Source organism: Massilia sp. ZL223 (assembly GCF_018119395.1).
In the GTDB taxonomy this organism is placed as follows: Bacteria; Pseudomonadota; Gammaproteobacteria; order Burkholderiales; family Burkholderiaceae_D; genus Telluria.
Window position 1 is genome coordinate 11946 of the sequence record NZ_JAGPWD010000012.1, and the last position, 19710, is coordinate 31655.

At 63.7% G+C, this 19710-nt stretch carries 21 protein-coding genes; 8 read left to right on the forward strand and 13 right to left on the reverse strand.

Annotated features, from left to right (window positions below):
• Nucleotides 1-237 precede the first annotated feature (237 nt).
• The 8 genes from fliL to KBW95_RS10040 all read left to right on the forward strand — a co-directional run bounded on the left by fliL (nt 238) and on the right by KBW95_RS10040 (nt 5466).
• Nucleotides 238-777 (forward strand): flagellar basal body-associated protein FliL, encoded by a 540-nt coding sequence (gene fliL / locus KBW95_RS10005; RefSeq protein WP_211528146.1) that lies wholly within the window; start codon nt 238-240, stop codon nt 775-777.
• A 9-nt stretch (nt 778-786) separates the two neighbouring features.
• Entirely contained in the window at nt 787-1770 is a 984-nt protein-coding gene (gene fliM, locus KBW95_RS10010; protein ID WP_211527018.1) for a flagellar motor switch protein FliM, read from the forward strand.
• 18 nt (nt 1771-1788) lie between these two features.
• On the forward strand, nt 1789-2226 hold the full coding sequence (fliN, locus tag KBW95_RS10015; RefSeq protein WP_211527019.1) for a flagellar motor switch protein FliN: 438 nt from the start codon (nt 1789-1791) through the stop codon (nt 2224-2226).
• Nucleotides 2223-3098: a flagellar biosynthetic protein FliO gene (gene fliO, locus KBW95_RS24730; RefSeq protein WP_211528147.1), complete on the forward strand. Its 876-nt coding sequence runs from the start codon at nt 2223-2225 to the stop codon at nt 3096-3098. The genes fliN and fliO overlap by 4 nt, the downstream gene beginning before the upstream one ends.
• Nucleotides 3088-3828: a flagellar type III secretion system pore protein FliP gene (gene fliP, locus KBW95_RS10025; RefSeq protein ID WP_211523784.1), complete on the forward strand. Its 741-nt coding sequence runs from the start codon at nt 3088-3090 to the stop codon at nt 3826-3828. The genes fliO and fliP overlap by 11 nt, the downstream gene beginning before the upstream one ends.
• A gap of 10 nt (nt 3829-3838) precedes the next feature.
• Nucleotides 3839-4108 (forward strand): flagellar biosynthesis protein FliQ, encoded by a 270-nt coding sequence (gene fliQ, locus KBW95_RS10030; protein ID WP_211523785.1) that lies wholly within the window; start codon nt 3839-3841, stop codon nt 4106-4108.
• 4 nt (nt 4109-4112) lie between these two features.
• Nucleotides 4113-4946, forward strand: a complete 834-nt coding sequence (fliR, locus tag KBW95_RS10035) for a flagellar biosynthetic protein FliR (RefSeq protein WP_211523786.1) — start codon at nt 4113-4115, stop codon at nt 4944-4946.
• A gap of 79 nt (nt 4947-5025) precedes the next feature.
• Nucleotides 5026-5466: a glutathione S-transferase family protein gene (locus tag KBW95_RS10040; RefSeq protein WP_211523787.1), complete on the forward strand. Its 441-nt coding sequence runs from the start codon at nt 5026-5028 to the stop codon at nt 5464-5466.
• 143 nt (nt 5467-5609) lie between these two features.
• Here the strand turns inward: KBW95_RS10040 and KBW95_RS10045 are convergent, their stop codons facing one another.
• From KBW95_RS10045 to KBW95_RS10105, 13 genes are all read right to left on the reverse strand, one after another.
• Nucleotides 5610-7040 (reverse strand): amidohydrolase family protein, encoded by a 1431-nt coding sequence (locus KBW95_RS10045; protein WP_229429657.1) that lies wholly within the window; start codon nt 7038-7040, stop codon nt 5610-5612.
• Nucleotides 7041-7609: 569 nt separating this feature from the next.
• Nucleotides 7610-7909: a hypothetical protein gene (locus KBW95_RS10050; RefSeq protein ID WP_211523789.1), complete on the reverse strand. Its 300-nt coding sequence runs from the start codon at nt 7907-7909 to the stop codon at nt 7610-7612.
• A 680-nt stretch (nt 7910-8589) separates the two neighbouring features.
• Nucleotides 8590-9045, reverse strand: coding sequence for a DUF3997 domain-containing protein (locus KBW95_RS10055; protein ID WP_211523790.1), 456 nt, complete (start codon nt 9043-9045; stop codon nt 8590-8592).
• 8 nt (nt 9046-9053) lie between these two features.
• A complete protein-coding gene (locus tag KBW95_RS10060; RefSeq protein ID WP_307727501.1) occupies nt 9054-9857 on the reverse strand; it encodes an RHS repeat-associated core domain-containing protein in 804 nt (267 codons plus the stop codon).
• The gene (locus KBW95_RS10065; RefSeq protein ID WP_211528149.1) at nt 9760-10257 is read right to left on the reverse strand and encodes a hypothetical protein; all 498 of its coding nucleotides are present in this window, start codon (nt 10255-10257) and stop codon (nt 9760-9762) included. The genes KBW95_RS10060 and KBW95_RS10065 overlap by 98 nt, the downstream gene beginning before the upstream one ends.
• Before the next feature lie 236 nt (nt 10258-10493).
• Entirely contained in the window at nt 10494-11714 is a 1221-nt protein-coding gene (gene flgL, locus KBW95_RS10070) for a flagellar hook-associated protein FlgL (protein WP_211528150.1), read from the reverse strand.
• A 19-nt stretch (nt 11715-11733) separates the two neighbouring features.
• Nucleotides 11734-13701 (reverse strand): flagellar hook-associated protein FlgK, encoded by a 1968-nt coding sequence (gene flgK, locus KBW95_RS10075; RefSeq protein ID WP_211523794.1) that lies wholly within the window; start codon nt 13699-13701, stop codon nt 11734-11736.
• 63 nt (nt 13702-13764) lie between these two features.
• Entirely contained in the window at nt 13765-14706 is a 942-nt protein-coding gene (gene flgJ / locus KBW95_RS10080; RefSeq protein WP_211528151.1) for a flagellar assembly peptidoglycan hydrolase FlgJ, read from the reverse strand.
• 13 nt (nt 14707-14719) lie between these two features.
• Nucleotides 14720-15841: a flagellar basal body P-ring protein FlgI gene (locus KBW95_RS10085; RefSeq protein ID WP_211523796.1), complete on the reverse strand. Its 1122-nt coding sequence runs from the start codon at nt 15839-15841 to the stop codon at nt 14720-14722.
• Nucleotides 15842-15849: 8 nt separating this feature from the next.
• Complete coding sequence (locus KBW95_RS10090; protein ID WP_211528152.1) at nt 15850-16500, reverse strand: flagellar basal body L-ring protein FlgH; 651 nt, start codon at nt 16498-16500, stop codon at nt 15850-15852.
• A complete protein-coding gene (gene flgG, locus KBW95_RS10095; RefSeq protein ID WP_211523798.1) occupies nt 16497-17279 on the reverse strand; it encodes a flagellar basal-body rod protein FlgG in 783 nt (260 codons plus the stop codon). Before flgG ends, KBW95_RS10090 begins: the two co-directional genes overlap by 4 nt.
• Nucleotides 17280-17343: 64 nt before the next feature.
• A complete protein-coding gene (gene flgF, locus KBW95_RS10100) occupies nt 17344-18084 on the reverse strand; it encodes a flagellar basal-body rod protein FlgF (RefSeq protein WP_211528153.1) in 741 nt (246 codons plus the stop codon).
• Nucleotides 18085-18151: 67 nt separating this feature from the next.
• Nucleotides 18152-19693, reverse strand: a complete 1542-nt coding sequence (locus KBW95_RS10105; protein WP_211528154.1) for a flagellar hook protein FlgE — start codon at nt 19691-19693, stop codon at nt 18152-18154.
• Nucleotides 19694-19710: the final 17 nt, after the last annotated feature.

Here is a 19710-nt window from a genome sequence, read left to right on the forward strand (position 1 = left end):
GCAGGCCGGGGCCCAAGTTTGCATGCGCTGTCGAAACGCTTAACTTGGGCCCCGGCCTTCGCCGGGGCGACGGTTTTTAGGGTGCGTGGAGGCAGCTTTTTTCCATTCCGCCATCACGTCGACGCAACAATCGTGGAGAAAGCCGCCTCTTCTCCCCTCTTTTCAAAGCTTGCCCAGACGCATCTATCCGCGACAATGCCATAATGACGGACACAACCAACAGGCAGTAGGAAGATCTTGAAAGCGAATCCGAAAACGAAGGCCGATCCGAAGGCGGATGCGGCAGCAGCGGCGCCCACCGGCTCGAAGAAGAAGCTGATCATCATGGTCGCCGCGGCGGTCCTGGTGCTCGGCGCGGGCGCGGGCGGCGGCTGGTACTTCAGCCAGTCCGGCGCGCACGCCGAGGAAGCCCCGGCCAAGGAAAGCAAGAAGAGCAAGAAGAAAAAGCATGACGAGGACGTCAAGGCCGAGTACGTCCCGGTCGAGGCCTTCACCGTGAACCTGCAGCCGGAAAACGGCGAACAGTATTTGCAGGTACAGTTCACCTTGCAGGTCGCCGGCGCCGAACAGGTTCAATTGGTGAAGGACAACATGGCCGTGGTGCGCAACCGCGTGCTGCTGCTCTTGTCCGGCAAGAAGGCGTCCGAGATCAGCACCGTCGAGGGCAAGCAGCAGCTGGCGGCCGAGATCCTGGCGGCCGTCCAGCAGCCTTTCGAGAAAGATGGCGACGAGCAGGACGTGACCGACGTATTGTTTACTTCGTTTATCATCCAGTAAAGAAGCACCATGGCCGATAATTTCCTCTCACAGGAAGAAGTCGATGCCCTCTTAAAAGGGGTCAACGGCGATCAGGACGACATTGCGACGCCTGAAGACACCTCGGGGGTACGCACATATAACCTGGCAACGCAGGAGCGGATCGTCCGCGGCCGCATGCCGACGCTCGAGATCATCAACGAGCGTTTCGCCAGGTATCTGCGGGTCGGCCTGTTCAACTTCCTGCGCCGCAGCGCCGAAGTCTCGGTGGGCTCGGTGCGGGTCTCGAAGTACAGCGAATTCATCCGCAACCTGGTGGTCCCCACCAACCTGAACCTGATCCACATGAAGCCCCTGCGCGGCACTGCGCTGATGGTCTTCGATCCGGGCCTGGTGTTCCTGCTGGTGGACAACCTGTTCGGCGGCGACGGCCGCTTCCACACGCGCGTGGAAGGCCGCGACTTTACCCAGACCGAGCAGCGCATCATCATGCGCATCCTCGACATCGTGTTCGAGGCCTATGCCAAGTCGTGGGAACCGGTGTACCCGATCGAGTTCGAGTACATCCGTTCCGAGATGAACACGCAGTTCGCCAACATCGCGACCCCGAACGAGGTCGTGGTGTCCTGCACCTTCACGGTCGAGCTGGGCTCGGTGTCGGGCCAGATCCACTTCTGCATGCCCTACTCGATGATCGAGCCGATCCGCGATGCGCTGACCTCGAGCATCCAGGGCGAGGCCCTGGAAGTCGACAAGCGCTGGGTGCGCCTGATGACCCAGCAGATCCAGGTGGCCGAGGTCGAGCTGGTGGCGGTGTTGGGCCACGGCAAGGCGAACTTCGACGAGATTCTCAACATGAAGGTGGGCGACGTCATCCCCCTCAGCGTGCCGCAAACCCTGCAGGCCACGGTGGACGGCGTCCCCGTGATGGATTGCAGCTACGGCGTGCACAACGGTCAATATGCGCTGAAGGTCGAGAAACTGCTCGCCAACAGCGACACATTCAGCAAATAAGCAATACAGGAGAGCATCATGTCTGACACCCAGGACGATCAGGGCAGCCTCGACGACGATTGGGGCGCGGCGATTGCCGAGCAGGCCGCGGCCGAAGCGGCGGCGCTCGAGCGCCAGCAGCAGACGGCGGCAGCCGCCCCGGCCGCTGCCGTGTTCCAGGATTTCTCGAACAAGGGCGCGCGCAACGAGACCCCGAACGACATCGACTTCATCCTCGACATCCCGGTCCAGCTGACGGTGGAACTGGGCCGCACCAAGATCGCCATCAAGAACCTGCTGCAGCTGGCGCAGGGCTCGGTGGTCGAGCTGGACGGCCTGGCCGGCGAGCCGATGGACGTGCTGGTCAACGGCTGCCTGATCGCGCAGGGCGAGGTCGTGGTCGTGAACGACAAGTTCGGTATCCGACTCACTGATATCATCACGCCATCTGAACGGATCCGAAAACTGAATAAATGACCAAGCGCAACGTCGCGATCACCGTAGGGTGGACGGCTTTCCCGTCCACGCGTTCAACCCGCGCCGGCACCTCCGGCGAACGACGCCTGGACGCGTGGACGGCAACGCCGTCCACCCTACGTGCTTTGGCGGCGGCAATGCTGTTCGCGCCGCTGGCCGCCTGCGCCGCCCCGCTGCCGGCCGAACCCGCCGCGCAGGCCGCGCCTGCTGTCGAGCAACCCGCGCCCGCGCCTGCCCCAGCGACACCCGCGCCTGAAACGCCGGCCGCTCCCGCGCCGGCGCCGGCCGCCCAAGAACCTGCCACTACCCCGCGCCGTCCCGGCGAAACCACCACCGGCCGCCCGCCGGCGCCGGCCCGTCCGGCTCCCTCGCTCACCACCACGAACACCGCCCCGGTCCCGGCTCCTCTGCCGGCCGACCAGGCGCCCGCGCCTGCGGCGCAAGCGCCAATCACTGCGCCGGCTCCTGCTCCTGAACAGCAGACGCCGCGCGCCGCACTGCCGTCCTCGCCCACCAGCCCTGCGGCCGGCAGCCTGATGCAGACCATCCTGGCCCTGGTGCTGGTGCTGGCCGTGCTGGCCGGCCTGGCCTGGTTCCTGAAGCGCTTCGCACCCAAGATGATGGGCGGCAGTAACGCCAACCTGCGCCTGGTGGGCGCCCTCAACCTCGGCGCGCGCGAGCGCATCGTGGTGGTCGAGGTCGGCAACCAGTGGATCGTGGTCGGCGCTTCGCCCGGCCGCATCAATGCGCTGGCCACCATGCCGCGCCAGGAAGGCGTGGAAGGCACGGCAACCGTGGCGGCCGCCACGCCCTCCGCCGGCAGCTTCTCGGACTGGCTCAAGAATACGATCGACAAACGCAATGCGAAATAAGAAAACCTGGCTGGCGGTCGGCCTGGCGCTGCTGCCCCTGCTGGCAGCCGCCCAGTCCGGCATCCCGGCCTTCAACACCAGCCCGGCCCCGGGCGGCGGCACCCAGTACTCGCTGCCGGTGCAGACCCTGCTGCTGCTCACCTCGCTCACCTTCCTGCCGGCAGCGCTGCTGATGATGACCAGCTTCACGCGCATCATCATCGTGCTGTCCCTGCTGCGCCAGGCGATCGGCACCCAGACCGCGCCGCCGAACCAGGTGATGGTGGGCCTGGCCCTGTTCCTGACCTTGTTCGTGATGGGCCCGACGTTCGACCGCATCTATACCGAGGCCTATGTGCCGCTGCAGGAGAACCGGATCCAGATGACGGAAGCCATGAACCGCGGCGTGGTGCCGCTCAAGGAATTCATGGTCAAGCAGACCCGCCAGTCCGACCTGGCGCTGTTCGTCAAGATCTCGCGCTCGCCGGCCCTGCAGGGACCGGAGGACATCCCGCTGCGCGTGCTGATCCCGGCCTTCGTCACCAGCGAGCTGAAGACGGCCTTCCAGATCGGCTTCGCCATCTTCATTCCCTTCCTGATCATCGACATGGTGGTGGCGTCGGTGCTGATGTCGATGGGTATGATGATGATGTCGCCGGCCGTGATCTCGCTGCCGTTCAAGCTGATGCTGTTCGTGCTGGTCGACGGCTGGCAACTCCTGCTGGGCTCGCTGTCCCAGAGCTTCTACTGAGGAACCAGGCATGACTCCCGAAAGCGTGATGACCATGGGCCGCACGGCCATGGAAGTAACCCTGATGGTGTCGGCGCCGCTGCTGCTGGTGGCGCTGATCATCGGCCTGATCGTCAGCATCTTCCAGGCCGCCACCCAGATCAACGAGGCGACCCTGTCCTTCATCCCCAAGCTGGTCGGCATCTTTGTCGCCCTGGTGGTGGCGGGACCGTGGATGCTGTCGGTGATGCTCGACTACATGCGCCAGGTGTTCACGGGCATCCCCGGCCTGATCGGATAAGCGCGTGCTGGCGCTGACGTCGGCGGAAATCAACGCCTGGATCGCGGGGCTGATCTGGCCCCTGACGCGCATCCTGGGCCTGATCGCGGCCGCGCCCCTGTTCGGCAATGCCGGCGTGCCGGTGTCGATCAAGGTCTCGCTCGGCGTGCTGCTGGCGGCCGTGATCGCGCCCACCGTGCCGGCGATTCCCGCCATGGACCCGACCTCGTGGGCGGGCCTCCTGATCCTGGTGAAGGAACTGCTGATCGGCGTGGCGATGGGCTTCGCGATGCGCATCGTGTTCGCCGCCATCGAATACGCCGGCGAGGTCGCCAGCATGTCCATGGGCCTGGGCTTCGCCATCTCCTTCGACCCCAACACACGCGGCCGCTCGGCGGCCGTGGCCCAGTTCATGGCCCTGGTCTCGACCATGGCCTTCCTGGCCGTCAACGCGCACCTGGTGCTGCTGGCGGCGCTGGCCGAGAGCTTCGTGACCTTGCCGATCTCCAGCACGCCCTTTTCCGGCAATGCGCCGCTGGAGCTGGTGCGCTGGGGGTCGCGCATCTTTTCGGCCGGGCTGCAGCTGTCGCTGCCGATCGTGGCCGCGCTCCTGATCACCAACGTGGCGCTGGGCATCCTGACGCGCGCCGCGCCGCAGCTGAACATCTTCGGTATCGGTTTTCCGATCACCCTGGGCGTGGGTTTCCTGACCCTGAGCCTGGTCATGCCCTACCTGGGCACGCCTATCCTCAACCTGTTCAACCAGGGCATCGAGGCGGGACGCGCGATCCCGCGGGCGGGAGCGACGCGGTCGCCCGCGCCGGCGACGCTGGCTCCGGCGCGGCCGGCGCCGGGCTGAGGCCGCGAACACTCCTGACAGGATCTGTCACTGCCCCCCTTTAGCATTGCCTTCTCATCAATCTTGCACGGAGAAGGCTATGCAGCTCGATCATCATCCCGTTTTGGCCGCGCATCCCGGCATCCGCTTCGACGCCGCGGACCGCAATCTCTATCCGCATGGCCTGGTGGCGCGCACTTGCGTCAAGCGCTGGATGTTCTGGGCGTGCCAGCAATTCTCGCCGGCGATCTCGGTACTGGTGTGGGAGCAGGTTGGCAAGCAAATGATCGAAGGGGGCGCCCCGGATCCGCTCGCGCTGGCCTGCGGTACGGCCGAGCTGGCGCAGGCCGCCGCCGTGCTGGATCATCATCTTTCCACGCGCGAATGGCTGGTCGGCGGCCAGGCGACGCTGGCGGACTACGCCGTGGCGGCACCGCTCATGACCATGGAACAGGCGGGGTTGCCACTAGAGGGCTATCCGTGCCTGCTGGCGTGGTTCGCACGCGTCAAGGAACTACCGGCCTCGCGTTTACCGGACTGACTTTCTTCCACCAACCCCAAGACCGTCGCACCGGCGAAGGCCGGTGCCCAAGTTCTTGCCCGCCCGTGACGCGAGCAAAGCCCGGATGCAGGATTTCGCCGGACGCTTGGCTCGTCAGTCCCATGGCTTTCCAGAATTCCGCGTCACTGACTTTCCGCGATCTTACGGCGCGTGTCATCCAGCATCTGGTCGAGACGCGCGCGGTCATGCACTTCCCCGCGGCTGACAACCATGCGGATCTTGCGGGTCGCTCCGATGTCGGCCAGCGGGTCGGCATCGAGCACCAGCAGATCGGCCGCCTTCCCCGTTTGAATGCTGCCGTAGCGATCCAGCTTGCCGAGGAAACGCGGCCCGTTCACCACGGCGCTTTGCAAGGCCTGCTGCGGGCTCAAGCCATACCGCACGAATAGGGCAATCTCGTCGTGCAGCGCCTGCCCCGGGTAGTTGAACGAGTTGAGGAAGCCTGCATCGGTGCCGGCGATGATGCTCACGCCCTCCTGCTGGAGCAGCGGCAGGAGCTGCGCCGACTTCTCGAAGATGGCGTGGCGCAGCGCGATCGCTTCCGGGCCGTCCTTGGCGGCGCGCTCGACGCGCCAGTCATAGGTCGCGCGCAGGCCCTTGCCGATGTATTTGAGGTAGTCGTCGCCGTAGTGGCTTTCCTGGTCCAGGTAGGCGGTGATACGCGATCCCCACAAGGTCGGCACCACCGCCGTCCCTTGCGCAGCCATGTGGCGGAAGGCGCGGCGCGCGGTCGCCTCGTCGTAGCTCTCCAGGCTGAGCCGCATGGCCTCGCGCCCGGTCAGCTTGCCGGCGGTGAACTGTTCTACCAGCTCGGCTTCGCGCGGCGTGGTGGCGCGCAGCAGGTAGCTCTGGTGTTCGACCGTACCCAGCCCGGCCTCGAACGCGCGCGCCAGCGGGATTTGTCCCGGCAGGTGAGCCGAAGTGCGCATGCCGCGCTCCTTGGCCTGGCGCAGCGCCGCCAGGTAGGTTTCCGACGTCATCGTGTTTTCGGTGATCTTCACGAAATCGACCTTCATGGCCTGGAGCTTGTCCAGTGCCTTGCCAACTTCTTCGGGAGAACCAACTTCGATCGTCCCCTTCCACATGGGCTTGAGCCCTTCCAGCTTGGGACCGGAAGTAAAGATGGTGGGCCCAGCCAGCTTGCCCTCGGCGATTTGCTGGCGCCAGGACAGCACGGTGTCGGCCAGGTCGCCCGCGCAATCGCGCACCGTCGTGATGCCGTGCGCGAGATAAAGCGGAAGGAGTTGTTTGTTTTCTTCGATGAGCGCCTCACCCCCGCCGAAGTGGACATGCGTGTCCCACAGGCCGGGCATCAGGTATTTGCCGGGCAGCTTGATGGTTTTCCTGGGAGCGTAGCGCTTCAGCTCCGCGTCCTTGACCACGGCGACAATGGTGTCGCCCTTGAGGAGCACGGACTGGCCTTTGGTGCGGGTGCCGCTGGCGACATCGATCAGCGTCGCCTGGGTCAGCGCGACGTCGACCGCGATCTTGTCGGCGGCATGCGCGCCGTCCAGGACGCCGGCGAGCAGCACGGCCGCGGCGAGTTGTTTCATTGAAGGCAAGGCAGGCTCCCGAAAGAATTCACTTCGGGTAATTTTACCTCGCCCGCCGGCGCAGTCGGCCCCTTAGAGGTAGTTGAACATTTGAAAATGAATCAAGCTCAAATTCAGACACCAGTCAGCCAATCGGCCCTGTCGAATTGTGCCGATCTCACTCCGGCCTTTGTGCATGTGACTAAAAGCATAAATTGGGCACTAATGCTGAGGTCGTGTCCGAATGTCAGACCTGACCCCGCCCTGGCCTACCTAGGCATATCGATTGAAATTTCGGCCGGTGTTCGCATCGCTCACAACTGGATCGATGCTCAAGAATCGTCCGCCCGACATGCGTTTGTCTTAGGCAAACCGATTTTTTTGTTTAAAAAGAAGGGTAATTTCTACCGCCCACGGTAGGGGGCTCGGGGCTTGCCTTGAGTTTCAAGGAAAAGCCGCGCGCCGTATCGCCACGACTCGTCGTGGCGATACGTTTCTCATCCTGTCCTGGAAATACCTGCCCTGACAGTGGACGTTGGAGTGGACGTTGCAATTGATGTTGCAGTGGACGTCGCAGTGCACTTAAACCGTCAGGGCTTTTCTTGCACCGTAATTTTTTTTGCTTTGACTCGAATGACATCCCCTGACTGCATCTCGATTTCGAGAGACTGCTTATCTCCATCCGGAATGTCATCAATCAAAAGGCTATTCACACTAACGCTCCTTCCCCAAGGCTCTTCACGCGGCATTTCTAGCAACGAAACGTCCTCCGCCAAGAGCACACATCGCGAAGTGGGCCCGTTTAGCGCCACAGCTACGCTTGCTTGGGCCCACTCGAATGCAACATCGACAAGGGTCCAGTCATGAAATCGCGTCATCTTCGTATTCATATTGGTTTGTTTAAGGTTGTGTGGGTGGGGGCGGAGGTTTAATCGGTAGATGCGCTTCTGACGACTCAGGCTTCACCTGGTTCCCATTAACATCAAGACGATTACCGTTGGCGTCGTTGACATGCGCATGGTCGCCATGGACAAGGACACGCTGCTCACCCGTTAAGGGATCAACGAATGCGCCTCTACCTCCTAATGGATCTGGCCCCTTCGGCACCAAACCCGCGCCCGTTGCCACCTGCCCAATTTCCGCCGGAGTCTTGCCTGCCACATCTGCTGGATCGCAGGAAAATGGGGCCAGGTCTGACAATCGGACACGACCTCAACTGTACATTCTGGCCGGCTTTGTATCCCGAAAATTAAGGCAGAGGTCGCGCCTGGAAGTCAGGCCTGACCCTGCCTCGCTAATGCTGAGGTCGTGTCAGAATGTCAGACCTGCCCCCGAATGCTGAGGTCGTGTCCGAATGTCAGACCTGACCCCGCCTCTTATAAGGCAGAGGTTGTGTCCGAATGTCAGACCTGACCCCGCCTCTTGCGCCCTAAGGCAGAGGTTGTGTCCGAATGTCAGACCTGACCCCGCCTCTTGCGCCCGAATGTCAGACCTGACCCCGCCTCTTGCGCCTCTTTGACCCCGCCTCTTTCCGAGCTCGTATTTGAATGTCACCCATCCGGGTTCAGCGCTACTTCACCAAGCAATTCTTTTTTATTTTCTCAAACTGCTCAGAGTTCGAAACATAATCTTTTGGAACATCTAAATTTACATAACGAACACCAAGCTTCTTCAACTCCTCACGATATTCACTCTCACTGAACGGCCCTGCTTCAACACTATCCTTCAAATTTATAATCCAAAATTGAGATTCATCTGAATAGTGTGTAATGATTGTGCGGCGCCCTTTATCGTCATAACAATCTGGACTTATCGCGACTTTTCTAAGGACGGCAATATAACCATCAAACCTTCCCCAATCAACAACCTGCTCTTCTATAACCACAAATGACTTTCCATTTTCCTTCTTTGAGATATAGACATGGTCTTCATCCGTCTTATTAATAAAATAACCCCCGCCTAAATCAGTCGACTCACCACAGCCGATTAACATAAAGCAAGGCAACGCCAAAATTAGTTTACGCATAGAATTTATTACTTAGCAAGATTAGTATTGCCAACATATCGAATGGTGAACGGAGTATTACTCCAACTACCTGACGGCTCCCCAATAAACGTAGCAATATTTCTTGCCACTCCTCGCGGCGAAAAATCGGCATGCATTCTATAGTGGTACTGTTGATTATAAATGCCAACGGTCCCATCCGGCCTTATTCGAATCGTTATCTGCCCGTGCACCCAATAACTCACGCCTTTAACGTAGCCTGGCGCTATCCACCCTCCCCTAGGGTCCGCACTCCACTCACCCAATGCGGCAACAGTAAGTTTAGAAGCATCAACCGTAACCGCGAGATTTGGGTCGGAGTTAATCTGATACAACCAGTCTGCCTCGCCTTTTCCAGAAATAAACCCACGTTCGGAAATTTCGGTAGCTAGCGTATTTGCACGATTGGCAGCACCACTGCTTGCCTCATTGTGAACTGGCGATCCAGTCGAACAATAAGCGCCTCCGCCACATGAACGCTCACGCTCGCGCTTCTTTTGTTCTGCAATTTGGCTATCTCGCGCGTCCCTGCCATCTGGATCGACAAATCGATACGGATTATTCAGAACGTACGCATATCGATTGAAGCTGCGACCACTGCTCGAATCCGTCACCACTGGATCAATGCTCAAAAATCTTCCTGCAACCGCATCATAGTACCGATGCTGCATATAGATGAGGCCAGTCTCATTGTCGTTAACATGCCCCGTGAACCCGATCGTTCGCGTCGCCCATGCCGGGCACATACAGGAAAGCGCCATGCCAGAATTCCGTCCCGGACCAGGAGGCGCCATCGTTCGTCGTCACGGAACCGGGAGCGCCGAACGAACTGCAGCGCGTCGTCGTGTTCCCTGCGCCGACCCATCCGCGCAGCTGCGAGTACACGCCGTGCAGGTGCGGTATGTCCAGGTCCCATTGGCCGAACAGGCCGCCAGTCACCGCGTCCCTGCCGGCTTCCAGGCGCCGGCCGACGCCGACGCGCAAGGGACTATTGCCGGGGATGACGACGTCGGTCTGGATGAATTCCAGGTTGCCGGTGTAGAGATTGACCTTGTCGCCGAACAGGCCGGTGCCGAGCGCGGTGAAGGCCCGCGGCGCGCGGATCAGCTTTTCCTGCTCGCTGTAGGTGGTTGCGGCATGCGCTGACAGCATGCTGGCGATGAGACTAAACAGTCCGCCCAGGCCGACTGCCATCGTTTTGCTGCGAATTCCTGCCCCAAGCCATGCTTTGCGCATCAGATCGCGCCCCATATGATGTGTTGTTGAGCTAACTCAACAATGGGACAGGGTAAGCTGAAGTTAACAGCTTGAATACATATTTACCGTACTGTCAGGAAATATTCTTTGAGCATAGCTTGGGTTCTCAGGCAAATGGATTGCCCTCCTGCACGGGGAGCTCGGGCATCGATCGGCGTGGCATGGATCAACTATCAGAGGTAGTTGAACAGCGACAGCCCCGACATCGTCTTGAACGACATCTGCGCCGCCTGCAAGGTGGTCTGCTGCTGCTGGAAGTCCGAGATCGCCTTCACCACGTCCAGGTCCTGCAGGTCGGACAAGGTGCTCGCGTAATGGATGTTGAGGTCGTCACCCGCGCTGTCCAGGTAATCAAGCTCCTTCAGGTGCGCCCCCACCGAGGCCTGCACGGTCAGCACGTTGTCGTGCGCCGACTTCAGGTTGTCCATCGCCGTGTTCAGGCTGTTGGTCAGCGCCGCCTTGCCGCTGGAACCTTCAGCCGGGGCGCGCAGCGCCGCGATCAGGTCGGTCACGGTGGTGAACACCGACTGCTTCTCGCTCGGCTTGACGGTGAAGCTGTCGCCGTTGGCCGGCGCGCCCTTGATGTCGAAGGACATGCCGCCGAAGGAGATGGTCTTGCCCGGCTCATACGGCTGGTTGCTCAGCACCGCGGTCGCCGGGCTGGTGCTGGTGTCGTTGACGGTATAGGTCGTCACCGCCGGCGTGCCGGTCACGGTGAAGCTCAGCGCGTAGTCGTGGCCGTTCAGCTGCGAGCGGTCGGTCACCGAGCCGGACGAGATGATGGCCGCACCCGTGTTGGTGCTCGCCGCCTGGGTCTGGAAGCTGCCGTTGCCGGTCGGGATCGCCTCGAACACGGCGCTGCCGGAGGCCGACAGCGGAAGCTTGCGCGAAGCGCCCACCTGCAGCTGGCGCTGGCCCTGGTCGCCCTGGTATTGCGCGCCGCCCGGGGTGCGGGTGAAGGGCTGGGTGGTCGCCATGTAGCCCGAGAACAGATAGCCGCCCGAACCGTCGGTGGTGTTGGCCACGCCCAGCAGGTCCTCCAGGCGCCCTTCCAGCTCGGTCGCCAGCGCCTCGCGGTCGGTCTTGACCATGGTGCCGTTGCCGGCGTTGACCGCCAGCTGCTGGATGTCCTGCAGCAGGTTGCCCGCATCCTGCAGGGTGGTCTCCACATGCGACAGCGAGGAACGCGCATTCATGCGGTTGGTGGCGAACTGCGCATTCATTTCCTGCGCCTGGCTCACTTCCAGTGCGCGCGCCGAGGCCACCGGGTCGTCGGCCGGCGTCAGGATGCGGCGCTCGGTCGCCAGCTGCATCTGGGTGCGCGCGATGCCGCTTTGCAAGGTGCCGAGCTGGTTGGTGGCGGTGTTGAAGATGTTCAGGGTGCTGATGCGCATGGTCTACTCCGATACTCCATTAGCGGCCGATCGACAGCAAGGTGTCGAAGATGGTGCCGGCGATCTGCATCACCTTGCCGGCCGCCTGGTAAGCCTGCTGGTACTTGATCAGGTTGGTCGCTTCCTCGTCCAGGTTCACGCCCGAGACGTCGCTGGCGGCGCCCTGCGCCTGGGCCAGCAAGGCGTCGCCGGCCTTGGCGTTCACCTGCACTTCGCGCGTCTTGTTGCCGACCGTGCTGACCAGCTGGGCGTACGAGGTCTGGAAGGTCGCGCTGCCGTTGTTGAAGATGTTCTTGGTCTGCAGGTCGCCCAGCAGGCCGATGTTGCGGGTGTCGCCGCTGCCGCTGGTGTTGCCGGCGATCTGGAAGGTGTCGCCGTTGCCCGGCGCGCCGGTCATGGTGACGCTGACGCCGCCGAAGGTGTAGGTGGCGCCGTTCGTGAACGGCACGTTGCTGGCCGGCGCCGGGTAATTGGTCGCCACGCCCGCGGTGTCGACCACGCGCACCGCCATGCCGGCCGGGAAGCCCGTCATCTGGCCGGTGGCGCCGTCATAGCTCAGCGTCACCGGCAGCGATGGGCCCGCGCCCAGGAAGTTGCTGTCGACCTTGCCTTCGCTGATCTTGCCGGTGCCGGTGTTGGTGAGCGGCGCGCTGGTGGCGATCGGCGCCGCGGCGGCGATCTGCGAGACGTCGTTGGCCAGCACCTTGAAGTTGGCGGCGCCGTTGATGGTCGGACGCACCAGGAAGTTGTCGCCGGCCTGGGCCAGGCCGGAAATGTTGAACTCGACGCCGTCGATCACCCGGGTGGTGCCGGCCGCGTTGTAGGGGGTGATCGCAGTCGAGACGTTGTCCGACAGGCGGATCACGTTGTAGTTGGTGCCGTCGAACTCGACCTTGTAGTCGCTGTCCTTGAGCTGGCCCGGGTCCGTCACCTTGGCCGCGACCTCGGTAGTCGAAGACAGGGCGTTGTTGATGTTGCGGCCCACGAAGGCCGGCGACTCGGCGAAGAAATCGGCGCCCGGCTGGCCGTTCGCGTCCACGCCCAGCTTGTGCTGCTTGTTGAATTCGATCGCCATGCCGAGCGCGATCTTGCCGAGCGCGCTCTGGGCCGGGTCGAGGGTGGTGACGCGGAAGTCCAGTGCGCCGCCCAGTTCGCCGCCGCTCAGGGTGCCTTCCGGCAGGATCGAGACCTTGTTGCCGACCACATAGCCGACTTCGAGGCGGGTCAGGTCGACCGGCGACTTGGTCGCGGCCAGCTGGTAGGCCGTCTGCCCCACCACCAGCGGCTGGCCGCTGCCGATCGAGATCGTCAGGCTGTTGTTGTCGCCCGGGGTGACGGTGGCCTTCACCTGCTTGTTCAGTTCCAGCACCAGCTGGTCGCGCTTGTCCAGTAGGTCGTTCGGCGCGCGCGTCTCGCTCGAGGCGTAGTTGCCGATCTGTTCATTCAGCCCGGCGATCTGCTGGGCGTAGGTGTTGATGATATTGACGCTGGCTTCGATGGTCGTGTTGACGCCTTCGCGGATCTCGCCCAGGCGCGCATCGAGGGCCTGGAAGCGGGTCGCCATGGTGTCGGCGGCGGAGAGCATGGCCTGGCGCGAGGGCACCGAGGCGCGGTTGCCGGCCATGTCCTGCACGCCCTTGAAGAAGCCTTGCAGGGCCGGCGACAGGCCCGCGGTCTGGTCGGCCAGCAGGTTGTCGATCTGGGAAATCTGCGAGTAATACGATTCCAGGCCGCTCACGCTGGACTGGGCGGTGCGCACCTGGCTGTTCAGGAATTCGTCGCTGTAGCGCTTGATCTGGGAGATCTGGGTGCCGGTGCCCAAAAAGCCGATGCCGCCCAGGTCGAGCGCCACCGCGGTGGACTGCACCACGCCCTGGCGGCTGTAGCCCGGCACGTTGGCGTTGGTGATGTTGTGGCCGGTCGTGGACAGGCCCGCCTGTGCCGCGAACAGGCCGCTTTTGCCAATGCTGAGAAGGTTACCGGCCATGTTGATCTTCTTTCTCTAACTCTCTTCGTTGACGGCAGCTTTTCCGGAAACTTGATGGTCCGGTCAGGCCAGCGAATTCTTGATGATGCGGGTCAGCTTGGTGGCGTAGTGCGGATCGGTCGCATAGCCGGCGCGCTGCAGGCCCTGGGCGAAGGCGGCCGCATCGCCGCCGCTGGCGATGACTTTTTCGTAACGCGGGTTCTTGGCCAGCATGTTGGCGTAGTCCTTGAACGATTCCGCCGGCGAGTCGTAGGCGCGGAATTTCTCCACCTTGGTGTGCGGGCGGCCGTTCACGTATTCGGTGGTGACGGCGGTGGCGACCTTGCCCTTCCAGCCCGGGCCGGCCTTGATGCCGAACAGGTTGTGGCTGTTGCTGCCGTCGGCATTGCGGATCATGCGCTTGCCCCAGCCGCTTTCCAGCGCGGCCTGGCCCAGCATGAACTTGGCCGGCACGCCGGTGGCGCGCTCGGCTTCGGCCGCGTGGACGTGCAGTTTTTCCTGGAAGGAGCGCACGTGCGGCGCCTGGATGCGGCCGCTGGCGGTGGTCAGGGGCAGCGGCGGCGCGGCGGCCGCAGGCACACCGCTCACCATTGCGCCGGACTTGATCATGGTGGCGGCGTCCATCGGGCCGGGCATGGCGTTGCCCGAAGTGGTCGCGTTGCCCTCGCCGCCGATGGCAAGCGCCTGCTGGCCCATGTTCTGGGCGCCCAGCTGGCGGGTCAGGACGTCGGCCAGGCCCATGCCGCGCTTGGCCAGGTTCTGGCTCATCTGCTGGTCCAGCATGCCGGTGAACATCTTGGTCTGCTGGTTGTCGAGCATGCCTTCCTGCGGGGTGGCGTCGCGCATGCTCTTCATCATCATGTTAATGAACATCGACTCGAACTGGGTGGCCGCTTCCTTCAGCGCGCCCGGCGAGCCGGCTTTCGCGCTTTGCTTGAGCTCACCCAGGCCCTTGGTGTCGAGGGCGAACTTGGTGCTCAGGTCGGTTTTGTTCGAGGCGATCATGATGCACTCTTCCTTAGATGATCTCGAGGTCGGCGCGCAGCGAGCCGGACGCCTTCAGCGCCTGCATGATGGCCAGCAGGTCTTGCGGGGTGGCGCCGATCGAATTCAGCGCCTTGACCACTTCGGCCAGCGAGGCGCCGCCCTTCACCATCAGCACCTTGCCCGGATCCTTCTTGATCTCGACCGACGGGTTCTGGGTGACCACGGTGGCGCCGCGCGAGCCCGGAGCCGGCTGGCTGACATTGGTGTCGGCGCCGATGGTCACCGACAGGTTGCCGTGCGAGATGGCGCAGTTGTCCAGCATGACGGCCTGGTTCATCACCACCGAGCCGGTGCGCGCGTTCAGGATCACCTTGGCCGAGGCCGAGGCCGGCTTGATGTCGATCTGTTCCAGCATGCCCAGGAAGGCCACGCGCTGGTCGCTCGAGGACGGGGTGCGCACGCGGATCACGCGGCCGTCCAGGGCGGTCGCCACGCCGGCGCCGAACTGGTCGTTGACGGCTTCGACGACGCGCGCGGCGGTCGAGAAATCGGTTTCCTTCAGCTCCAGGCGGATCTGGTTGTTCTCGCCCAGGTTCGACGCGACGGCGCGCTCGACGGTCGCGCCGCCCGAGATCTTGCCCACCGCCAGGTGGTTGACCTGGACCTGGGCGCCGCCGCCAGGGGCCTGGGCGCCGACGCCGCCGACCACCAGGTTGCCCTGGCCCATCGCGTACACCTGGCCATCGGCGCCGTGCAGCGGCGTCATCAAGAGGGTGCCGCCGCGCAGGCTTTTCGCGTTGCCGATCGAGGAGACGGTGATGTCGATGGTCTGGCCCGGCTGGGCGAAGGCCGGCAGCGAAGCGGTGACCATCACGGCGGCCACGTTCTTCAGCTGCAGCTGGGTGCCGCGCGGCAGGTTCACGCCCTTCTGCTGCAGCATCGCCTGGATCGACTGCACGGTGAACGGGGTCTGGCTGGTCTGGTCGCCGGTGCCGTCCAGGCCGACCACGATGCCGTAGCCGGACAGCTGGTTCTGGCGCACGCCGGCGACGGTGGCCAGGTCTTTCAGGCGCTCGGCCTGGGCCGGTGCGGCAGCCAGGGCGGTGACCAGGACGGTGGCGGACAGCAGGACAAAGGAGGTGAACTTGCGCATGATTACATTCAGAACGGCAGCATCGACAGGAAGAAGCGCGACAGCATCGAGTTGACCTCGGCGCGGTCGATACGGCTGTTGGTGCGGTACTCGACACGGGCGTCGGCCACCACCGTCGACGAGACGATGTTGCCCGGCTGGATGGTGTCGGGGCTGACCATGCCCGAGAAGCGGATGAACTCGACACCCTTGTTCATGGCGATCTGCTTTTCGCCGGCCACGATCAGGTTGCCGTTCGGGAGCACTTCGGTGACGGTCACGCCCAGGGTGCCGCTGAAGTCGTTCGAGGCGCTCTGCTTGTCGCCGTCCGCGAACTTGGTTTCCGCTTCCAGCGCCACGCTGGCGCCGATCGCCGACTGCAGCACGCCCGGCGCCGCGAAGCTGGCGCTGCCGTTCTTGTTGCCCGAGCTGGCGCCGGACTTGTTGGCGCTGGTGCGCTCGCTGATGTTGATGGTCAAGAGGTCGCCGATGTGGCGCGCGCGGCGATCCTCGAACATCGGACGGTAGCTGTTGGCGTTGTAGATCGCGCCCGGGGTCGGCGGCGCGGTCTCGACCAGCATCGGACGCGCGCTGGTCGGGCCCTGCACGATGGTGCTGGGAGCGGTGGCGCAGCCGGCGAGCAGCACCAGCGCAGCGAAGGAGGCAATAAACGATTTCATAACTGGGACAGCTTCTGCAGCATCTGGTCGGAGGTGGTGATCGCCTTGCTGTTGATCTCGTAGGCGCGCTGGGTCTGGATCATGTTGACCATTTCCTCGACCACGTTGACGTTCGAGGATTCGACATAGCCCTGCATCAGGACGCCGGCGCCGTTGGTGCCCGGGACGTTCAGGTTGGGGTTGCCCGAGGCGCCGGTCTCGACGTACAGGTTCTCGCCGCGCGATTCCAGGCCGGCCGGGTTCACGAAGGTCGCCAGCTGGAGCGAGCCGACCTGGGTCGGGGCCACGGTGCCCGGCAGCTTGACGGACACGGTGCCGTCGCGGCCGACGGTGATCGATTCGGCGTTCGACGGGATGGTGATGGCGGGCTGGACCACGAAGCCGCTGGAGGTGACCAGCTGGCCGTTGGCGTCGGTCTGGAAGGAACCGTCGCGGGTGTAGGCCTGGGTGCCGTCCGGCAGCAGCACCGGGAAGAAGCCCGAGCCGTTGACCATCACGTCTTTCGAATTGCCGGTCAGCTGGGGATTACCCTGGGTGTGGATGCGCTCGGTGGCGACGGTGCGCACACCGGTACCGATCTGCAGGCCCGAAGGCAGGTTGCTTTGCTGCGAGGACTGGGCGCCGGGCTGGCGCACGTTCTGGTACAGCAGGTCCTCGAACACCGCACGGGAGCGTTTGAACCCGTTGGTGCTGACGTTGGCGAGGTTGTTGGTGATGACGTCGAGGTTGGTCTGCTGCGCTTCGAGGCCGGTCTTGGCGATAAACAGCGAACGGATCATGGAATTCTCCTAAGGGCGGCAGACGAAGTCCGCCACGTACAGGAGAATTATGCTGCAGCAACTATCAATTCAAAGCGAGGATCTGGGTGGCTTTCGCGGCGTTATTCTCGGCGTTCTTCAGCAGGCTCATTTGGGTTTCGAAGGAGCGCGCCAGCGAAATCATCTGCACCATGGAATCCACCGCGCTGACGTTCGAGCCTTCCAGGGCGCCGCCGGCGACCCGGATGTTCGGATCGAAGGTCGCCGCGCTGCCGTCCTTGAGGCGGAACAGGCCGTCGTCGCCGCGCACCAGGTCGCCCGTGGGCGGATTCACCAGCTTCAGGCGGCCGAGCACGACCGGGGCGGCCGGCTGGTCGGTATTCGAGACGGTCGAGATGGTGCCGTCGGCGCCCACGGTCACGGTGGCGTCGGGCGGGATGGTGATCGGACCGCCCTCGCCCGCGATGGTGTTGCCGGACGCGGTCTGCAGCAGGCCGTTCGGGCTCATCTGCAGGGAACCGTTGCGGGTATAGGCTTCGGTGCCGTCCGCCATCTGGACCGCGAGCCAGCCCTCGCCCTTGACCGCCACGTCGAGGTCGCGCCCGGTGATTTGCAGCGGGCCGGCCGTGAAGTCGTGGCCGGCGGTCGAGTCGAGCACGAAGGCGCGCGTCGGCAGGCCCGGGCCCTGGACCGGGGCCGCGCGGAAGATGTCGAGCTGGGCGCGGAAACCCGTCGTGTTGACGTTGGCCAGGTTGTTCGAGGTGGTGGCCTGCTGCTCCAGGATGTGCTTCGCGCCGGAGGCGGCGGTGTAGATCAGGCGGTCCATGTCTTGTCCTTTTTGCTATGCGGTGCGCCGGCGCAAGCGCGTCCGGCGCAGTCAACTCACGCTTGCATCAACGCAGGTTCACCAGGGTTTGCAGCACCGAGTCCTGGGTCTTGATGGTCTGCGCATTCGCCTGGTAGACGCGCTGCGCCGTGATCATGTTGACCAGTTCCGCGGTCAGGTCGACGTTCGAGGCTTCCACCGCCGAGGCCTGCAGCACGCCCATGCCGCCCGTGTTCGGGGTGCCGACCAGGGGCACGCCCGAGTTGGACGATTCGGCCCAGGCGTTGTTGCCCAGCGGCTCGAGGCCGTTCGGGTTGGTGAAGTTGGCCAGCACCACCTGGCCCAGCGGCTTGGTCTGGCCGTTGCTGTACTGGCCCAGGATCACGCCGTCGGCGCCGGCGGTGAAGCGCTGCAGGGTGCCGGCCTTGTAGCCGTCCTGCACGATCTTCTTCTCGCTGGTCGGGCTGCCGTACTGGGTGGTGCCGGCGTAGTCGATTTCCATCGGCAGGGTCAGCTCGGCGCCGGTCGAGGGGAAGACCGGCAAGGTGACGTTGAACTTGCCGGCGGTGCCGGTCGACGCCAGATTGAGCGCGCCGTTGGTGTCGAACTTCAGCTGGCCGATCGACTGCGCCGGCACCCGGATGGCCTTGGCCATTGCGGCATCGATATCCGCCGGGCTGGCGCCCGGGATGGCGGCCGCGCTGGCGGCTGCCGCTGCGATTTCCGCCTGGTTGGCCGCCGTCGATCCCTGGGCTGCGGCTTCGGTCACGACCATGCCCGAGGCGGCAGTGGCGTAGGCGCCGATCGCGCTGGCGATGGTCGCGGCTACGGGCGGCACGGCCTTGGTCGCGGCTTCCCAGTTGGCGCGCGCCGTATTCACGCCGGCGAACGCCGGGCCGGTGCCCTGGGCGGCGGCGGCCACGCCAAGCGCGGCGACCTCGGTGCCGTCGTTGGCGACGTACACGTCCCAGGTGCCCGGGGCGCTCTCGTTCTTCACATAGTAGGTCGACAGCACATGCGGATTGCCCAGCGTGTCGTACACGCTCATCGGGGTCTGCTTGTTGTAGGTGGTCGGGTCGTTGGCGTCGAAAGGCGAATTGACCGGGGCCGTGGTGCGCGAGTCCAGGTTCAGCTGGATGTCGACGTCCGAGGTCTGCACCGGGTCCAGGTCGGCGGTGTCGATCTGCAGCGGCACCGGGGCGCCGGCCGACAGCTGGCCGGCCGCGTTCAGGCCGTAGCCGGTCAGCTTGGCGCCCTGGGCATTGATCATGTAGCCGTTCTTGTCGAGCGAGAACTGGCCGTTGCGCGAATACTGCACCACGCCCGCGGCTTCGATGCGGAAGAAGCCGGCGCCGTTGATAGCGATGTCGAGCGGGTTGTTCGAGGTTTCGACGTTGCCCTGGCTGAATTGCTGGGCGATGCCGGCGACCTTCACGCCGATACCGGCCGAGTTGCCGCCCGCGCCATTCAGCGAGTTAGCGTAGACGTCGGCGAACTGGGTGGTCGAACCCTTGAAACCGACCGTGCTCGCGTTGGCGATGTTGTTACCGATGACGTCCAGCGATTTTGCTGCGCCGTTCAAGCCGCTCAGGCCCTGTTGGAAAGACATGTCGTTTCTCCTGCTAA

What these genes read in the sequence shown, in the direction of transcription:
- fliM (WP_211527018.1), top strand. Translation starts at nt 787, where the DNA reads ATGGCCGATAATTTCCTCTCACAGGAAGAAGTCGATGCCCTCTTAAAA.
- KBW95_RS10085 (WP_211523796.1), bottom strand. Translation starts at nt 15,841, where the DNA reads ATGCGCAAGTTCACCTCCTTTGTCCTGCTGTCCGCCACCGTCCTGGTC.
- KBW95_RS10055 (WP_211523790.1), bottom strand. Translation starts at nt 9,045, where the DNA reads ATGCGTAAACTAATTTTGGCGTTGCCTTGCTTTATGTTAATCGGCTGT.
- KBW95_RS10065 (WP_211528149.1), bottom strand. Translation starts at nt 10,257, where the DNA reads ATGGCAGTCGGCCTGGGCGGACTGTTTAGTCTCATCGCCAGCATGCTG.
- fliP (WP_211523784.1), top strand. Translation starts at nt 3,088, where the DNA reads ATGCGAAATAAGAAAACCTGGCTGGCGGTCGGCCTGGCGCTGCTGCCC.
- KBW95_RS10105 (WP_211528154.1), bottom strand. Translation starts at nt 19,693, where the DNA reads ATGTCTTTCCAACAGGGCCTGAGCGGCTTGAACGGCGCAGCAAAATCG.
- KBW95_RS10090 (WP_211528152.1), bottom strand. Translation starts at nt 16,500, where the DNA reads ATGAAATCGTTTATTGCCTCCTTCGCTGCGCTGGTGCTGCTCGCCGGC.
- KBW95_RS10050 (WP_211523789.1), bottom strand. Translation starts at nt 7,909, where the DNA reads ATGAATACGAAGATGACGCGATTTCATGACTGGACCCTTGTCGATGTT.
- KBW95_RS10045 (WP_229429657.1), bottom strand. Translation starts at nt 7,040, where the DNA reads ATGAAACAACTCGCCGCGGCCGTGCTGCTCGCCGGCGTCCTGGACGGC.
- flgG (WP_211523798.1), bottom strand. Translation starts at nt 17,279, where the DNA reads ATGATCCGTTCGCTGTTTATCGCCAAGACCGGCCTCGAAGCGCAGCAG.
- flgJ (WP_211528151.1), bottom strand. Translation starts at nt 14,706, where the DNA reads ATGATCGCCTCGAACAAAACCGACCTGAGCACCAAGTTCGCCCTCGAC.
- fliN (WP_211527019.1), top strand. Translation starts at nt 1,789, where the DNA reads ATGTCTGACACCCAGGACGATCAGGGCAGCCTCGACGACGATTGGGGC.
- flgF (WP_211528153.1), bottom strand. Translation starts at nt 18,084, where the DNA reads ATGGACCGCCTGATCTACACCGCCGCCTCCGGCGCGAAGCACATCCTG.
- KBW95_RS10040 (WP_211523787.1), top strand. Translation starts at nt 5,026, where the DNA reads ATGCAGCTCGATCATCATCCCGTTTTGGCCGCGCATCCCGGCATCCGC.
- flgL (WP_211528150.1), bottom strand. Translation starts at nt 11,714, where the DNA reads ATGCGCATCAGCACCCTGAACATCTTCAACACCGCCACCAACCAGCTC.
- fliO (WP_211528147.1), top strand. Translation starts at nt 2,223, where the DNA reads ATGACCAAGCGCAACGTCGCGATCACCGTAGGGTGGACGGCTTTCCCG.
- KBW95_RS10060 (WP_307727501.1), bottom strand. Translation starts at nt 9,857, where the DNA reads ATGGCGCCTCCTGGTCCGGGACGGAATTCTGGCATGGCGCTTTCCTGT.
- fliQ (WP_211523785.1), top strand. Translation starts at nt 3,839, where the DNA reads ATGACTCCCGAAAGCGTGATGACCATGGGCCGCACGGCCATGGAAGTA.
- flgK (WP_211523794.1), bottom strand. Translation starts at nt 13,701, where the DNA reads ATGGCCGGTAACCTTCTCAGCATTGGCAAAAGCGGCCTGTTCGCGGCA.